Annotated in this window: 11 protein-coding genes; 6 read left to right on the top strand and 5 right to left on the bottom strand. The window is 62.0% G+C overall.

Annotated features, from left to right (window positions below; translation table 11 throughout):
* The first annotated feature begins 439 nt into the window (after positions 1-439).
* From J2W46_RS03690 to J2W46_RS03670, 5 genes are all read left to right on the top strand, one after another.
* Positions 440-4,483 carry a helix-turn-helix domain-containing protein gene (locus tag J2W46_RS03690; RefSeq protein ID WP_310351400.1) on the top strand — a complete coding sequence of 1,348 codons (4,044 nt, stop codon included), beginning with the start codon at positions 440-442 and terminating at the stop codon, positions 4,481-4,483.
* A gap of 822 nt (positions 4,484-5,305) precedes the next feature.
* A complete protein-coding gene (dapA, locus tag J2W46_RS03685) occupies positions 5,306-6,205 on the top strand; it encodes a 4-hydroxy-tetrahydrodipicolinate synthase (protein ID WP_310351398.1) in 900 nt (299 codons plus the stop codon).
* Between the two features lie 221 nt (positions 6,206-6,426).
* Positions 6,427-7,404, top strand: coding sequence for a M23 family metallopeptidase (locus J2W46_RS03680; RefSeq protein WP_310351396.1), 978 nt, complete (start codon positions 6,427-6,429; stop codon positions 7,402-7,404).
* Positions 7,397-7,807 carry a hypothetical protein gene (locus J2W46_RS03675; protein ID WP_310351394.1) on the top strand — a complete coding sequence of 137 codons (411 nt, stop codon included), beginning with the start codon at positions 7,397-7,399 and terminating at the stop codon, positions 7,805-7,807. The genes J2W46_RS03680 and J2W46_RS03675 overlap by 8 nt, the downstream gene beginning before the upstream one ends.
* 78 nt (positions 7,808-7,885) lie before the next feature.
* The gene (locus tag J2W46_RS03670) at positions 7,886-8,302 is read left to right on the top strand and encodes a bactofilin family protein (protein ID WP_020066504.1); all 417 of its coding nucleotides are present in this window, start codon (positions 7,886-7,888) and stop codon (positions 8,300-8,302) included.
* Between the two features lie 46 nt (positions 8,303-8,348).
* On the opposite strand, the gene J2W46_RS03665 is transcribed toward J2W46_RS03670, so the two are convergent.
* From J2W46_RS03665 to J2W46_RS03655, 3 genes are all read right to left on the bottom strand, one after another.
* Positions 8,349-10,427: a putative bifunctional diguanylate cyclase/phosphodiesterase gene (locus tag J2W46_RS03665; RefSeq protein ID WP_310351392.1), complete on the bottom strand. Its 2,079-nt coding sequence runs from the start codon at positions 10,425-10,427 to the stop codon at positions 8,349-8,351.
* A gap of 147 nt (positions 10,428-10,574) precedes the next feature.
* Complete coding sequence (locus J2W46_RS03660; RefSeq protein ID WP_310351390.1) at positions 10,575-12,797, bottom strand: xanthine dehydrogenase family protein molybdopterin-binding subunit; 2,223 nt, start codon at positions 12,795-12,797, stop codon at positions 10,575-10,577.
* 2 nt (positions 12,798-12,799) lie between these two features.
* On the bottom strand, positions 12,800-13,261 hold the full coding sequence (locus tag J2W46_RS03655; RefSeq protein WP_310351388.1) for a (2Fe-2S)-binding protein: 462 nt from the start codon (positions 13,259-13,261) through the stop codon (positions 12,800-12,802).
* A 185-nt stretch (positions 13,262-13,446) separates the two neighbouring features.
* On the opposite strand from J2W46_RS03655, the gene J2W46_RS03650 reads away from it, so the two are divergent.
* Complete coding sequence (locus J2W46_RS03650) at positions 13,447-14,391, top strand: AraC family transcriptional regulator (RefSeq protein WP_088174270.1); 945 nt, start codon at positions 13,447-13,449, stop codon at positions 14,389-14,391.
* Positions 14,392-14,409: 18 nt separating this feature from the next.
* Here the strand turns inward: J2W46_RS03650 and J2W46_RS03645 are convergent, their stop codons facing one another.
* Both J2W46_RS03645 and oxlT read right to left on the bottom strand, forming a co-directional pair.
* Positions 14,410-14,871 (bottom strand): RidA family protein, encoded by a 462-nt coding sequence (locus tag J2W46_RS03645; RefSeq protein ID WP_310351385.1) that lies wholly within the window; start codon positions 14,869-14,871, stop codon positions 14,410-14,412.
* A 234-nt stretch (positions 14,872-15,105) separates the two neighbouring features.
* Complete coding sequence (oxlT, locus tag J2W46_RS03640; protein WP_020066498.1) at positions 15,106-16,443, bottom strand: oxalate/formate MFS antiporter; 1,338 nt, start codon at positions 16,441-16,443, stop codon at positions 15,106-15,108.
* Positions 16,444-16,617: the final 174 nt, after the last annotated feature.

Genomic DNA, 16,617 nt, shown 5'->3' with positions numbered 1-16,617 from the left:
CGCTGAGTACGCCCGAGGCGACGAGTGCAAGAAAAAGAAGCTTGGTCACGCGGCCTCGGTATTTCGCTGGAAACCACGTCGACGGGTAGTACACCACGCCCGGAGTAAATCCCGCTTCGATAGCGCCGATTATGAAACGTGCAACCTAGGACGTTGTCTCTGAACGGACGAACACCATGCAGGCAATGGCGAGGCCCCACGAGACCATGATCCGTGCGACCCATTTTCTTGGGCCCGACTTTATAAAGAACAGATTGCTGGGCACTCGAAAACGTGTCGTTCGTAAAAACCGACGATAAATCGTAATTTAACGTTCGCCTTTAACGGTAGAAACCCTATGTTCTATCTGTTGACTGTGTCTCGAACGCCTCCGCTTGACGAAAGTATCGCTAGAAAATAACCTGATGTCAGTTATTTAATATGACATTGATGTAAATCTATGAGTCAAACCATTTCCCCCGTGCAAGTACGCGCCGGACGTGCTCTCTTGGGCTGGTCGCAGCAGGATTTAGCTAAGCAAGCTCGGGTTGCGGCCTCAACCGTCGCTGATTTCGAGCGCGGCCAGCGCACGCCGATGGCGAACAACTCGGATGCAATCCGATCGGCGCTGGAGTCAGCCGGTGTGGCCTTCTACGGAGGGGGGGCACTCTTCGATCTGCCGCACGCCGCGCCGGCACTCATACCTTCAGGCCAGCCGATACGCTGGATCGAAGCATCTGATCTTGCAGACTGGGCGGACCGGCGGGATGGTCAAGCCGCAATGCCGGAACTGCTTAGTAGACTGATCTCTGCAACGTGCAGCAACGCCGCACAACTCCGATTTCCTGCGGGAGATAGTGTCCAGTACTCGGGCTGGGATGGCACCTGCGACGCGGCGGTCGCCGTTGATCCGGTTCCGCGCGGTACGTCAGCCTGGGAAGTCGGCTCGCAGAGAAACGGCATCAAGGCAAAGGCCGACGAAGACTATGAGAAAAGAACGAATGATCCAGGCGCCGTCTCTCCGAAGGACGCGACGTACGTGTTCGTTACTCCGCGGCGTTGGCCAGGCAAGGATCAATGGGCGGTCAAACGCAAGGCTGAGGGTACATGGGCGGACGTAAAAGCTTTGGATGCAGACGACCTCGTCCATTGGATCGACAGTTACCCAGCCGTCGCCTATTGGTTAGCGACCCGGCTTCGCAGGCGCCCGGAAGGCATCGGTGCATTGGCTGACGTATGGGTCGAATGGTCATTGGCGACCATCCCCCCGCTCACTGCCGACCTAGTGCTCGCTGGTCGTGACGAGGAGGCTGCCCACGCGCTGCGTTGGTTGCGGGCCACCCCTTCCGTGTTGTCCGTTCAGGCCGAGTCCACGGAAGAAGCCCTCGCGTTCTTCCACTCTGCGATCATGGAGTTGCCGCCTCAATACGCGGCGATCTATCTCTCTCGTGCTCTCGTAGCAGCAAACGAAGATGTCGCTCGCATCCTCGGAGACGCGGCGTCTCCTTTGATCATTGCCCTTCGCACCGCCGACGCTGGACTGGCTCAACTTCTTGCTGCGAGAGGACATCACGTATTCCTCGCTCTTGGTCCTGACGCAGGGCGCACAGCAACCGGACTCGTGCTACCACGTCCTCGCCGCGATTTCATCAGTGAGGCGCTATGTAGTATGGGCTTCGAACGGGCAGAAGCTGACCGACTCGCCGGGGACTCGGCGCGAAGCCTCGCCGTCATCCGCCGGTTGATACCCTCCGCACCTGGTCGACTACCGAGTTGGGCTCAGAACGTACCCAACCGCGCATTGGTTGCGGCCATACTTGCCGGAGGCTGGGATGAAGGCATAACGGGAGATTGCGCAGTGCTGGAGAGCCTGTCCGGACACGCTTACAGCGATATGGCAAGGGGCCTGGTACCCTTGACCAATGTCCTCGACGGTCCTTTGCGCAAGTCGGACAATGCCTGGCGAGTAGCATCGCGCCGCGATGCCTGGCTGTTGCTGGCCCCGTTCCTCACAGACGGCGACATTGATCGTTTTCTTGATCTTTTCGCAAAAGTCTTTACTGAGCGCGACCCTCAGTTCGCGCTCAGTAACAGGGAGCGATTCTTCGCGTCATCGCAGGGGACTAGGCTGGCTCATTCGCGGCTCCTACGGCAGAGCATGGCGGAAACCCTCATTCTGATGGCGACGCTAGCGAACAGTGCGAAGAACGTGACACGGTGCGAGTCTAAGGTTAGCTTCGCGATCGAGACTCTGTTCCAAAAGTCAGACGCCGCCCTGTGGTGGACGCTGGATGCCGAATCGCCGAGATTGGCGGAGGCGGCTCCCAGAGCCTTCTTGCAAGCTCTGGACGATGCTTTAGTCGAGTCACCGTCACCCATAGTCGAACTGTTCGACGAGGACGATAATCCTTTATTCTCAAGTCATCATCTAAATGGGCTGCTTTGGGCACTCGAACAACTTGCATGGTCTCCGGCATTGCTCGGCGCCGTGTCCTACGCACTGTCAGACCTAGCCGCGCTTGATCCAGGTGGTCGTCAAGGCAACAGGCCGGACAGGAGCCTGCGCGCGATTTTCTTGCTGTGGTCACCGCAAACTTTCGCGTCGCTGAACGAGCGCCTGCGTATATTGGATCGTCTCCGTACCTCCAGGCCTGCTGTGGCTTGGAAACTGATGCTATCTATCGCGCCCCGGTCGTACGACACGTCCTTCCCGACTTCACTACCTCAGTGGCGGGACTTTGGCGTTGAAAGCAAGGAAGCAATCACACATGAACTGGTAGCTCGCGGCGCAGACGAGATCGCGATCCGTTTGCTTGAAGAGGTCCGGCACAGCGCACAGCGCTGGATGCAACTCATTGAACATATGGCTAGCTTTCCAGAGCATCGCCGCGCCGATATGCGCCGGCTATTGCTTGCGTCATTGCCCAATATCGACAATGCAGAAGATCGCACTCACTTGCGCGACGTCATTCGCAAATTCCTGCATCACCATCGCAGCTTCCCCAGCGCGGACTGGTCATTGCCGGAGCCGGAGTTGAAGGAGCTTCAAGAAGCATACGAGTGCTTGGAACCAACAGATCCGATCGATCGCGTCGTTTGGGCGTTCTCCCCAGGCTGCGGGTTGCCTCAGCCGCCGGCGGGCGGAGATTGGCAGGCCACGGAACAAGCCATCAAGGGCTACCGGGTACGGGCATTAACACAATTGGTCGACCAGGATGGAGTCGTTGCAGTTATGACGCTCGCACGTCGTTCCGGATCGCCCGGCTGGGTGGCGGAGGCTGTCGTGATCGCTGCGTTACCCGACAAGTTCCAACTGGATTTGGTCAGAGTGGGACTACGGAGTGAGGACGACGGCGAACGCAGGCTTGCGCAGACCTTGATTGCCGGGCGCAGCGGCCATATTGGTGATAGCTGGTGTGACGCTCTACTCGAGATGGCAACGGTAGAGGGTTGGGGGGCGGATGCGATCTTGCGGATATTGCATGCGTTACCAGGCGTTCGGCGCACTTGGGAAGTCGCAAGCGCCGCCGGCCCGGAGATGGCGCGACGTTACTGGCAAGGTGTAGCAACGTGGAGAATTTCTGGTCCTCCCGAAGACATCGCGTTCGCCGCTGAGCAACTGATCAACGAGCATCGTGCGAGGGATGCAGTACATTTCTTTGCTCAGCATCTAGAAATTGGTTTCTCTCCAGCTTTGGTCGTTCGGGCATTGTTCGCAGCGGTCGAGGAAAGCAAGGGTGCCGATGCAGCAGACCCAAATGAAGCGACGATGTTTGGCTACCACGTTACGCAGTTGCTCAGTTGGTTGGATTCGATAGATTGCACGGATCGCTCCACCATTGCTCGTATCGAGTGGGCCTACTTTGCTCTACTCCAGTACTCCGAGCGTCGCCCTAAAGAGTTGCAGAAAGCGCTAGCCACCGATCCCAGTTTCTTCATGATGCTATTGAAGGCGATTTACGCGCCTTCTCCTGAAAGTGGCATAAAAGAGTTGGAATCCGAGGATGCGGAGCAGGCGTCGGATATAGCGTCTCACGCATGGAACGTTCTGCACGACTGGGATTACGTTCCAGGCGCCAACGATGCCGGCGACATAGATGGTGCAGCGCTGCAATCTTGGGTCAAGACGGTTCGAACGCTTTGTTCGGAGAGCGGTCGACGGGAAGTCGGTGACGAACGCATAGGCAACATATTGGCCGCGTCGAAGTCAGACTCAGACGGAATGTGGCCGCCAAAGGCAGTAAGAGAGCTTATCGAAGCTACGCGGAGCAAAGAGCTCGAACACGGAATCGTCTTGGGCGTCGTGAACCGCCGGGGTGTGACCACGCGCGGAATGTACGACGGAGGAGAACAGGAACGCGCGCTGGAAGCGAAGTATCGACGCCTATATGCCGCCCTTAGCGAATGGCCTCGGACAGCCGGGGTACTCGATGAACTCGCTCGCAATTATGCGGCGGACGCCGAGCGTGAAGATCAACGCGTAGAGCGACGCCAATGGGACTAGCACCGAACAAGCGAAGTGCGAGTCCGCATAGGCTAGTCCGTGGCCTTGAGTCGATACGCGGCGACGACGTACCCTAGCTCCTCGCGTCCGTTGGTGTTTGATCTAAGTGCGCACGAGCCGCGTACGCTTTCTCAGGTCGCGCGGACGAAAACGTTACTCGACCCGTTCGAGGATCTGCTCCATGCGTGTTTACGCGGCAGGCGTCGTCCCATCGAATCTGACCGGCCGCTTTCCGGTGCGAGGCAGTCGCTCCACCGTCCGTTACTCGAGCGCAGCGAACGACGCTTGTTGGCCGCACACAGCTTTCGCCAACCGGCGCAACGCAGGGCCCTCTCAAACTCCGGCAAATCCAATGAATTCGCATCACAAATCCGGCGAGTCCAGTTTACGGGTTCTGAGTCATCTGGCGCGTAATCGGATTCCTTACTAAGACCTTGATTTGCAATAAGGCGTAGCGCAACCTATCCCGTTTCCCTGCAATTTTGAGCCGCGCTTTCCCAATCCGCCGCGGCCCCGGTTACACTCTGCTTCATGCGCCTTCGCCAAACACTCCGACTCTGCTCGTCGACCGCAACCCGGTCCGCTTTCGCAAGCGTTGCGAATGCGCACGCGCGCCATTCGCTCGTTGCCTCGCAGAACGGCGAGCAGTTGAGCCGTGAGTTCAACGTTAAAGCCAAAAAACAGCCGCTCATCTGACCGGAGCACGCTGTTCCGTCAGATGCGACGGAACGGCGGATCAAGCGCTTCAAGTGTTCTTCCTGTCTTTCTCCTTCGCATGCTGCCGGAATCGATACGGTCGCTCATCGACGTAAGAGGAAAGACATGTCCATTTTTTCGGGTATCTGGGTTCCACTCATCACGCCTTTCGCCGACGCCGCGGTCGATCATGCCGCGCTGCGTGCGCTCGTGCGCCGCTATGCCGGCGCGGGCATAGCCGGGATTGTCGCGTTAGGCACGACCGGAGAGCCGGCTGCGCTCAGCGCAGCCGAGCAGGACGCCGTGCTCGCAACGATCCTCGACGCGGCGCAAGCGGGCGGCGCGCGTGCCGACGCAAGCGCCGATGCCAAGCCGGCATTGCCGGTAGTCGTCGGCGTATCCGGCAATAACACGCAGAGCATGCGCGAGCGCATCGCGCAGCTGAATTCGCTGCCGATTGCCGGCGTGCTGATGGCCGCGCCTTATTACATCAGGCCGTCGCAGGCAGGCATCGTCGGACACTTCATGGCGCTTGCCGATGCGAGCGAAAAGCCAGTCGTGCTCTACGACATTCCGTATCGAACTGGTGTGCGGCTAGAACTGGACACGCTGATGACGCTCGCCGCGCATCCGCGCATTCAGGCGGTAAAAGATTGCGCGGGCTCGCTCGACACCACACTCGCGCTGATTCGCGACGGTCGTTTGCAAGTGCTTGCAGGCGAAGACATGCAGATGTTCAACACAATGTGCCTTGGCGGCAGCGGAGCGATTGCCGCATCCGCGCATGTGCAGCCCGAGCGGTTCGTCGCGCTGTATCGCGCGCTTGCGGCCGGCGCGCTGGAGGAAGCGCGTCACATTTTCCACGCGCTCGCGCCGCTGATCGACACGCTGTTCGCGGAACCGAATCCCGCGCCGGTCAAAGCGATGCTCGCTTCGCAAGGCCTGATACGCGACGAACTTCGCCTGCCGATGACGCGCGCGAGCGAAAAACTGGTGGAGCGCCTCGCCGCATTGGAAACGGCTTGAGCGAAGCGAGCCGCTGCGCACCGCGTATTTGAGATGCTTCTTGCGGCGGCAAGGCGATAATCGGCGCCCTCTATCGATTACCGCCGCCGGCATCTGCCCGGTCGATGCCGAATGCAGTCAGTTGAGTTAGCCCGTTTCATGTCCGCTTCACATACGACGCCAGCGCGCGCTGCGCTGCGCCATGCGCGCATTGTGCTTGGTTCGCGGCGGGGCACGCGCTGATGTCGTCCGTGTATCGCGCACGCACTCGGCTCGCTAGCGGTTCCGTCGGCCTCGTCACCCGCCGGTTTGCGTTGACGCGCGCGCTCGGCGCCGCCAGTGCGGCCGCGGTTGTTGCGCTGGTTGCGGGTATTGCGATCGGCGTGCGCTGGTCCGCGCGCGATGCGTCTGGAATGCAGACCGCAAACCGCATCGAGCGCGATTATGCGATCGACCAGCTCGGTAAGCTCAATGCGTCAATGGCGCAAATCGAGCCGCGCATTGCGCGTCTCAGCGCGCAAGTCGGTGCGTTGCGAGACTTCGAAGCGCGTCTGAATACACCGCGCTCGGCGCCGGTTGCGCAGGGCGCGCCGGTCCCTGCATCGCCCGCTTCGGGCGGCGATGGCGACGCAACCGATAGCGAAGGCGAGGGCGGTCCGTCTCTGCCGCCGCGTCGGTGTAGCAGCGTCATGCGGCATCTGGGTGCGCGCGCGGATGCAAAAGACACCGGCGAGCAGATCGATTGCATGGCCGCCACGCTGCATGCACTCGAACGGCAGACCGCCGCGCACGCGATGGCCTATGCTGCGTTTCCCGGCCGCATGCCCGCCGACGGCGCGCGTTTCGGTTCGCCGTTCGGCAACCGCGTCGATCCCTTCACGCATCGGCTGAGTTTTCACCCGGGTCTCGACCTGGTCGCCAGAACCGGCGTGCCGATACTGGCCGCGGCAGGCGGCCGCGTGGTGCTCGCGGGCGAAAAATCCGGCTATGGCAACGCGGTCGAAATAGATCATGGCAACGGACTCATGACGCGCTATGGCCACGCGTCGCGCATCGCCGTGCATGTCGGCGATCTGGTGCTGCCGCGCCAATATATTGCCGACGTCGGATCGACGGGACGCTCGACGGGTCCGCATCTGCACTTCGAGGTGCTGGTCAACGGCGCGCCCGTCGATCCCGCGGCCTACCTCGCGCTCTTCGCCCCTGCATCTCATGGCTGATCCCATTCTTTCCCGCCATGCCGACGCTCTGACGCGTCGCGCTTACACGCTTGCGCCGGCGCGCTCTGTGCGTTTTCGCATCGCCGTATGGGCGCTGGTTTGTGCGCTCAGTGCGCTCGCCGGCGGAGCGGGCGTGGTCATCGGCGAGACGCGCGGCAGCGGTAGGCCGCTCACGCAATGCCCCCCGGCTTCCGACGATCAGCGCGCAGAGCAGATCGAGCTGGCCCGCGCGCGCCTTGCTTTAGCGCAGGAGTCGGCGGCGCGCGCAGCAGTGCAGAAAACGGCCGATAGCGCCGCGGCCGACGTCGCGCGGCTCAACGAAGAATTGCAGTTCCTGCGCGGCCAGAAGAGAAGCGCGCCGCCCATGCAGACGCTCGGGCAGACCGCCACGTCTCGTCGTTAGGCGCCACTAGCCGCCACTAGAAGCCGGCGCGGCATCGCCCTGATCCACGCGACACACCTCTACATTTCCGGAGTACTTATGTTCAGCAAGAAAAAAACCGCGGGCATCCAGCAAACGAAGCTCGCCACACTGATCGCGCACGACGTGCGCATCGCGGGCGATCTTCAATTCACCGACGGACTGCGCCTCGACGGTCACGTGAAGGGCAACGTCAGCGGCGAGCCCGGCGGCCAGACGCTGCTCGTGCTGAGCGACCGGGGATCGATTGAAGGCAACGTGCACGGTTACGACGTGATGATCAACGGCAAGATAGTCGGCGACGTGATTGCCGACCATTTCGTCGAGTTGCAGGTCAATGCGCATGTGACGGGCAACATCTACTATCAGCAATTGCGCATGGATTGCGGCGCGACGGTGGACGGCAAGCTCACTCGGCACGACGTCGCTCACGCGCCGGCATCGCTTACCTCGATAGCCGACGTCGCGCGCGACTGAATCTGATCTCATCAAAGCAGCAACAGGCGTTCGCCGATTGCGCCGTTTAGCAGACCTCCTCCGTCACCGCGGTTCCCCGCAGGAAATCGCCGAAGTCGTCCGCGGTCAGCGGCTTGCCCAGCAGGAAGCCTTGCATCTCGTCGCACCGCATCGCCTTGAGCATGTGCAGTTGCGTCTCGGTTTCGACGCCTTCGGCCACCACATCCATTTCGAGCGAATGTGCGAGTGCGATGATCGCCGAGACAATCGCGCTGCCTTCGGCGCCGTGCGCATCGAGACCGTTGGTGAAGAAGCGGTCGATCTTCAGTTGCTTCACGCGAAACCGTTGCAGATACGCGAGGCTGGAATAGCCGGTGCCGAAATCGTCGATTGCGATTTCGAAGCCGCTTGCCTGGAATTCCCGAAGCATGTCGATGGTTCGCGGCGCGTCATGCATTGCCACCGTTTCGGTGATCTCGAACATGATCTGTTCGCATCTAACGCCCTCTGCCTTCACGATATCGAGCATGGTCGGCACGAGATCCGCCTGCAATAGCTGGCGCGGCGACAGATTGATCGCCACCTTGACCTGCGGCAGGCCTTGCGCGGCCCAGCGGCGAATCTGCCGGCAGGCCTCGCGCAATACCCAGTAGCCGATCTGCACGATCTGCCCGGAGCGCTCCGCAATCGGAATGAATTCGAGCGGAGCAAGCGTGCCCAGTTGCGGATGGTGCAAACGGATCAGCGCTTCAGCACCGGCAAGCGACTCGCTCTTGCCGTCGAATTTGGGCTGGAAGTGCAGTGTGAAATGACGCTCCGCCAACGCCTCGCGCAACGCGTTCTGGATCTGCAGCGTGCGAGTCGCGGCTTCGTTCATGCTGCGTTCGAAGAAGCGGTAGGTGCTGCGGCCGGCGCGCTTCGCTTCGTACATTGCGGCGTCCGCATGCTTGAGCAGCGTGTCGACCGTGTCGCCGTCCTCGGGAAACAACGCAATGCCGATGCTCGGCATCACCTGAAGCGGTTGTGAGTCGGCCCATGTATCGCGCCGCATGCGCTCGAGCACGCCTTCGGCGAGCGCGGCCGCGTCGTTGCGCGAAGCCAGGTTCTCCGACAACACCACGAATTCGTCGCCGCCGAGGCGCGCGACGGTGTCGCCGGCGCGCACGCAAACCAGCAGGCGTTGCGCGAACGCGGACAGTACCTGGTCGCCGGCCGAGTGGCCGAGCGAGTCGTTGATCGTCTTGAAACCGTCCAGATCCATGAAGAGGATCGCGAAGAGCGAACGTTGCCGGCGCGACGCATGAATCGCGCGCTCGATGCGATCGGTGAGCGTGGCGCGGTTCGGCAGTCCGGTCAGCGTGTCGAGCGTGGCGAGACGCAGAATCTGCCCGTTCAGTTTCGACACCGCGCCGACGAGAAAGCTCGTGCGCGCATCGAACCGCGACAGCAGCAACGTGACGATCAGTATCGCGAACGTGAACAGGATCACCGAAGTGGCGAGCCATGCGGCATTCACGCCGGCCGCCGCGCCGCAGATCGCGTCTGGCGCGAACTCGGCGGCGGCCATGCCGGCGTAATGCATGCCGCTGATCGCGATGCCCATTACGAGGGCCGCGCCGAAGCGCTTGCGCAGCACGTGTCGTGCGTCGTCGTTACTGAGCGCGCGCGCCATCCACAGCGCGGCCGTTGAAGCACCCACTGCAATCGCGAGCGAAGCAGCGAACCACGCCGGTCGATAGCCGATGCCGGGCGACATGCGCAAAGCAGCCATACCGCTGTAGTGCATGCCTGCGATGCCTGCGCCCATGAAGGCGCCACCTGCCAGCAGTCGCGTGGCTGTAATTCGAGCCTGAGTGGTGAGGCACAGCGCGAGATACGACGCGCCCATAGCCAGTGCGAGTGAATAGGCCGTGTCCGCGAAATCGTAGCCGAGCGGAATGGGCAGCGAAAATGCCAGCATGGCCACGAAGTGCATCGACCAGATGCCGACGCCGAGCGCCGCCGCGCCGCCCATGCGCCAGACGTGCCGCAACCGCGGCGACGCCAGCACGAAGATGCGTCCCGTGAGATCGAGTGCCGTGTACGACGCGAGCGTCGCCACGACAAACGACATTGCCACTAGCCAAGGGTTGTATGAGCTCTGCATGTAAAGTCCAACCGCAACGGAAAAGCGGCTGAACCTGTTATCGACACATCGGGACGTTTATTTAATTATTTTCAATGTGTTAGTCACGGTGTCGTGCTCTGGCCGCGAGGCTTCCGGCCGGAAAGCCAGTCGCCTCGCGAGTGCCTGTCAGACGGTTTTCCCCGCAGCGGCCGGGAACGGCAAGTCGTAAAGCCGTTTGCCCGTGGCTGCAAAAATCGCGTTGGCAACTGCCGGCCCGACCGGCGCGACACCGGGCTCGCCGACGCCCGTCGGTGCTTCGCCCGACTGCACGATATGCACCTCGACCTTCGGCATTTCGGCGATTCGCAGCACCTGATAAGAGTCGAAATTGTTCTGCTCGACCTTGCCGTCTTTCAACGTAATCGCGCTGTGCAACGCCGCGCCGAGGCCAAAACCGATCCCGCCTTCCATCTGCGCCGCGATCACGTCCGGATTGATCGGCGTGCCGCAATCCACCGCACAGACAACGCGCTCCACTTTCACGTTGCCGTCCTGATCGACGGAAACCTCGGCCACTTGCGCGACGAACGTCTTGAACGCTTCGGCGACGGCGATGCCGCGCCCGCGGCCCTTAGGCAACGGTTTGGCGGGGTCCCAGCCGGCTTTCTGCGCGGCGAGTTCGAGCACGGCACGCATGCGCGGTTCGTGCGCGAGCAGATCGCGGCGGAAAGCGAACGGGTCCTTGCCTGCGGCGTGCGCGGCTTCGTCGATGAAAGCCTCGACCGCAAATGCCGTATGCGAGCTGCCGACCACGCGCCACCACAGCACCGGCACACCGGTCTGGGTGGTCGTCAGTTCGACCGAGATGTTCGGGATCGCGTAGGCCAGGTTGGCGGCGCCCTCGACCGAGGTCGCGTCGATCCCGTTTTTCACCATGACGCTCGCGAACGGCGTGTCGCCGAGGATCGACTGGCCGACGATCCGATGCCGCCAGCCGACGAGCTTGCCGTCCGCTGTCAGCCCTGCGTCGAGTTTGTGGAAATACATGGGCCGATACAGGCCGCCGTGGATGTCGTCTTCGCGGGTCCATTGCAGCTTGACCGGCGTGCCGTTCGCGCCCAGCGCCCGAGCGATCGAGACAGCCTCGACGATATAGTCCGAGCGCGTATTCGCACGCCGGCCGAAGCTGCCGCCCGCATACAGCGTGTGAATCTTCACCTGCTGCGGATCGAGCCCGGCCGTGCGCGCGGCATTCGCCTGGTCGACGGTCTGGAACTGATCGCCGGCCCAGATCTCACAGCTGTTGGCCGTGAGCTTGACGACGGCGTCGAGCGGTTCCATCGGCGCGTGAGCGAGATACGGGAACGAGTACGATGCGGAGATTTTCTTCGCCGCGCCTGAGAGCGCCTGTTCCGCGTTGCCGTCCTTGCGGGCGGTTGCGCCCGGCTGCTCGGCGAGCCGCCGGTATTCGGCCATGATGGCGTCCGAGCTGCGCTTTTCCGCTTTCGAATCGTCCCATTCGACCTTCAGTGCATCACGGCCCTGTTTCGCCGCCCAGAAGCCCTTTGCGACCACCGCGACACCGCCCGGCACCTGCACGACCGACACGACGCCGGGCACTGCCTTGGCCGCCGACGCATCGAACGACTTGACCGTTGCGCCGAAGAGCGGCGGACGCTGCAGCAGCGCGACCAGCATGCCGGGAAACGTGACGTCGAGCGTGAACTGCGCGGTGCCGTCGGTTTTCGGCGGCACGTCGACGCGCGGCAACTGATGGCCGATCAAACGGAAATCTTTCGGCGATTTGAGCGCGACCTTCTGCGGCACCGGCAGCCGTGCAGCGGCCGACGCGAGCGAGCCATACGTTGCGCTGCGGTTCGTGGCCGCGTGATGCACGCTGCCGTCGCGCGTCTCGAGTTCCGTTGCGGGCACCTGCCATTGCGCCGCGGCGGCCGAGACCAGCATTGCGCGCGCTTTCGCTCCCGCTTCGCGCAGTTGCATCCACGAGTTCGCCATTGCCGAGCTGCCGCCCGTGCCCTGCATCGTGCCGAAGGCCAGATTCGCGTAGCGTTTGGCGTCGGCGGGTGCGCTTTCGACACGTACGTCCTGCCAGTTCGCGTCCAGTTCCTCGGCGACGATCGTCGCGATACCGGTGTACGCGCCCTGGCCCATCTCGACGTGCTTCGCGATGACGGTCACGCTGTTGTCCGGCGCGACCCGCAGAAAGGCGTTGGGTGCAAACGTCGCGTCGGGCATGGTGGCCGCGAGCGCGCGGCGGCCCATGCCGGCCCACTCGAAGCCGATAGTGAGGCCGATGTTCGCGCCGACGGCAGCCACGGCGCCGGCTGCTTTGAGGAAAGTCCGGCGCGACGGGCGCACTGCGTCGGTGAGATCAGATCCGGTCGTCATGGTCAGGCCTTCAGGGTAGCGGCGGCTTCGTGGATGGCCGCGCGTATGCGGGAGTAAGTTGCGCAGCGGCACAGATTGCCGTTCATTGCAGCGTCGATGTCCGCGTCGGTGGGCGTGGCATTGTGTTCGAGCAAGGATGTGGCCGACATGATCTGTCCTGACTGACAGTATCCGCACTGCGGCACCTGCAACTTGACCCATGCGGCCTGGATCGCCTTCGCAGGCCGGCTTTCGATACCTTCAATGGTCGTGATGCGCTTGCCCGCCACGGCGGCGAGCGGCAGCACGCACGAACGCGTGGCCTCGCCTTCGAGATGAACCGTGCAGGCGCCGCATTGCGCCATGCCGCAGCCGAACTTGGTGCCGTGCAGGCCGGCGTTCTCGCGAATGGCCCAGAGGAGCGGCGTGGTGGGATCGGCGTCGAGCGTGACGTTCTTGCCGTTCAGGACAAACGATGTGGACATGGAACCTCTCCGTGGGGAAAGCCCGAACTTGGCGCCGGGTGTACGCGGCAGTGTGAACGACGGCTGCGCGTTCTGCTTACACAATCCTGCAAAAATATTGAACAATTCTGCAAATCCAACGAGCCGGAGGTGGCAGTCCGGCAGCGGTTGAGTATGCTCGCTTCCGTCAACGGAGTTCAATGCACATGAATCTGGCTTCTTCCGGGATGGATCCCTCGGTGTCGCGCGAAGCGGCACGCCGCGAACTGGCTGCGCTCGTCAGCCGGTTCGCCCCAGTCGACGGCGCGCATCAGACGGCGATTCCCTCGCTCGCTTTTTACCGGTACTCGGCGCCCGCCGATCTCGGCTGCGGCGTGACGAACTCCGCGTTCGTGTTCGCGGCCCAAGGGGCCAAGCGGGTCGTGGTCGCGGGGCAGGCTTACGACTACGATCATCTGCATTGCCTCGTGACGTCCGTCGATCTGCCGATGACATCGCAGGTCACGCGAGCGTCGTCCGAAGCGCCTTATTTATGCGTGAAGCTCACGCTCGATCCGCAGGCCATCGCGGAACTGGCGACGCAGTTGTGTCTGCCGGAACCGGGGGCCGTGTCGGCGGGCGAGGGCATCGCGGTGGGCTCGCTGTCGGCACCGGTTTTCGACGCGGCGCTGCGGCTCGTGCGATTGCTCGATACTCCGGATGACATTCCGGTTCTCGCGCCGCTCATCGAAAAGGAACTGCTCTACCGGTTGATGACGAGCGAGCAGGGCAAGCGGCTCAGGCACATTGCCGTGAATGGGAGTCAGACCTACCGGATCGCGCGCGCGATCGAGTGGATTCAGAATCACTACACCGAGATCTTGCGGGTCGAGATGCTGGCGCAAGAGGTGAACATGAGCGTGTCGTCGTTCCATCATCACTTCAAGAACGTCACGACGCTGAGTCCGCTGCAGTATCAGAAGCAACTGCGGCTTCACGAAGCCCGAAAGCTGCTGCTTGGACAGAAGGGAGATGTCGGGTCGGTGGCTGTCCGGGTAGGGTATGACAGCCCTTCGCAGTTCAGCCGCGAATATAGCCGGCTGTTCGGGGCGCCTCCGCTTCGCGATGTCGTGCAGTTGAGGCGCCGCAACGGCGTGGGATATGGGGAGTAGTTTCTTGGGCTTGCCGGCTCATGTTGAGCCCTTCAACTCGAAGATGCTGTCGATCTCGACGGGGATGCCCATTGGCAACGTGTGCATGCCAAGGGCGCTTCGCGCTGGAAGCTTGCTCTGGCCGAACAACGACAGCAGAAGGTCGCTCGCGCCATTGGCCACTTGGGGATGCTGCGTGAACGATTGTTCAGCACGCACGTAGACAGTCAGCCGGCTGCATCTGTCTACGTTGTCGAGCCCGCACGCCTGATCGACGCAGGCGAGGATCATCAGCATGGTCAGACGCGCCGCGTGCTGTGCTCTTTCGACAGACATGTCGGCGCCGACAATGCCGACCAACGGCTTGCCATCCTCGAACGGACCGAGACCGGACACGTAGAGCTGATTGCCTGAAACGGATACCGTTCGATAGGAGCCGAGGGGGTTGATCGGCGGCGGCAACTGGAGCCCCAACTGCGCGAGGCGTTCGGATACGTTCATGTGTGGCTCACGGTAATGTGGAATGACGATAGAGGCGACTACAAGTTGCGCTTCGCCTGTTCGTCGAACCTCAGGCTACAGCGCGCCTCGTCCTTTGAACACCTGCAGCCCGTCATTTATTCCCGCTCATGTTCAACCATTCGGTCGGTGGTGCGGATTGGGAGATCGCACTCCCGGATTCGAGGGCACGCAGTCGCCGCTATGCGGCGATGCGGCCGATTCGATTAAGGCTGATCAACCACCGTCGGCCGAGACGCGCGCCGATTCGCTTATCAATGCGCCGCTATAGGTGTTCTCGCTCGCCGGACTCGCGTGACGAGCCGCATGCGCGCGGCGCATTGGCTTCAGCACCAGGAGCGCGAGCAGCGCGGAGGCTGCTGCCATGCCGGACGCAAGCATGAAGACGGCATGCCAGCTGCCGGTTGCCGCCGTAATGACGCTGGTGAACGGCACGAGCAGCGCAGCCGTGCCTTTTGCCGTATAGAGCAGGCCCGCATTCGTAGCCGCGAATTTTGGTCCATACGTATCGCCGCACGTGGCGGGGAACAGGCTGTAGATCTCGCCCCACGCGAAGAACACGATACCGGTCAGCACGACGAACGCCACCGGGCTCTGGCCGTATTTCGACAGTGCCAGAATGCCGACCGCTTCGATCGCGAATGCGATGAACATCGTATTTTCCCGGCCGATGCGATCCGAGATCCAGCCGAAGAACGGCCGCGTCAAACCGTTCAGCACGCGATCGATCGTCAATGCGAACGTCAGCGCCGGCAACGTCAATCCGAGCAACGAAACTGGAGAGTCGTGCAGGCCGAAGTCCTTTGCGATCGGTCCGAGCTGCGCGGTGGCCATCAGGCCGCCCGCAGCCATCATCACGAACATCAGGTACATGACCCAGAACACCGGCGAGCTGACCACTTCGCGCGGCGTGGCGTTGTAGACCACGCGTTTGATCGTGCTTTTTGCGGTGGCGAGCAGACTGGCCGGCGGCGCGAGCAAGGCAAGCCCGAGCAGGACGACGATGATGCCCTGGCCGAGGCCGAACGACAGGAACGTCGCTTCGTACCCGCTGCTCTTGATCATGTTGGAGATCGGAATGACGGTGGCCGCGGACCCCGCACCGAAACCGGCTGCCGTGATCCCCGCTGCAAGTCCGCGACGAGTGGGAAACCACTTGAGCGCATTGCCCACGCAAGTGCCGTAGACCGCGCCCGCGCCGACGCCGCCTATCGCCGCCGCGATGTAGAGCAAGGGCAGCGACGACGCCATCGAGTTAAGCACCCACGCAATTCCGCATAGCAGACCGCCCCCGACTACGACCGGACGCGGCCCGTACTTGTCGACCAGATAACCTTCAACGGGCACCAGCCACGTTTCGGTTACCACGAAGATCGTGAACGCGACCTGAATCGCCGCGCGACCCCATTGGTATTTTTCGTTGATCGGATTGACGAACAAGGTCCAGCCGTACTGCATGTTGGCGATCATTGCCATGCAGATCACACCGAATACGAGTTGCACCCACGGTGACGCTATCCACGACGACGCTCCTTCCTGATGATCCGTTTTCATCACTGTCTCCTTTGGCATGCCTTGTCTTTTGATTGCGGTAGCTCGCACCGCGACCGACCTTTAGACGTCGTGAAAGCGTTGGTCGAACCCATACAGTATGTGATATATCAAGTAAGTCAAGCGAAAGAAACACTAGTCTCGTAACGGGACTTTCCTGATATGAAAGGCAAATGA

The organism is Paraburkholderia strydomiana, assembly GCF_031456815.1.
GTDB lineage: Bacteria > Pseudomonadota > Gammaproteobacteria > Burkholderiales > Burkholderiaceae > Paraburkholderia > Paraburkholderia caledonica.
The sequence above is the reverse complement of the archived record's forward strand: the minus strand, read 5'-3'. Positions and strand labels throughout refer to the sequence as shown.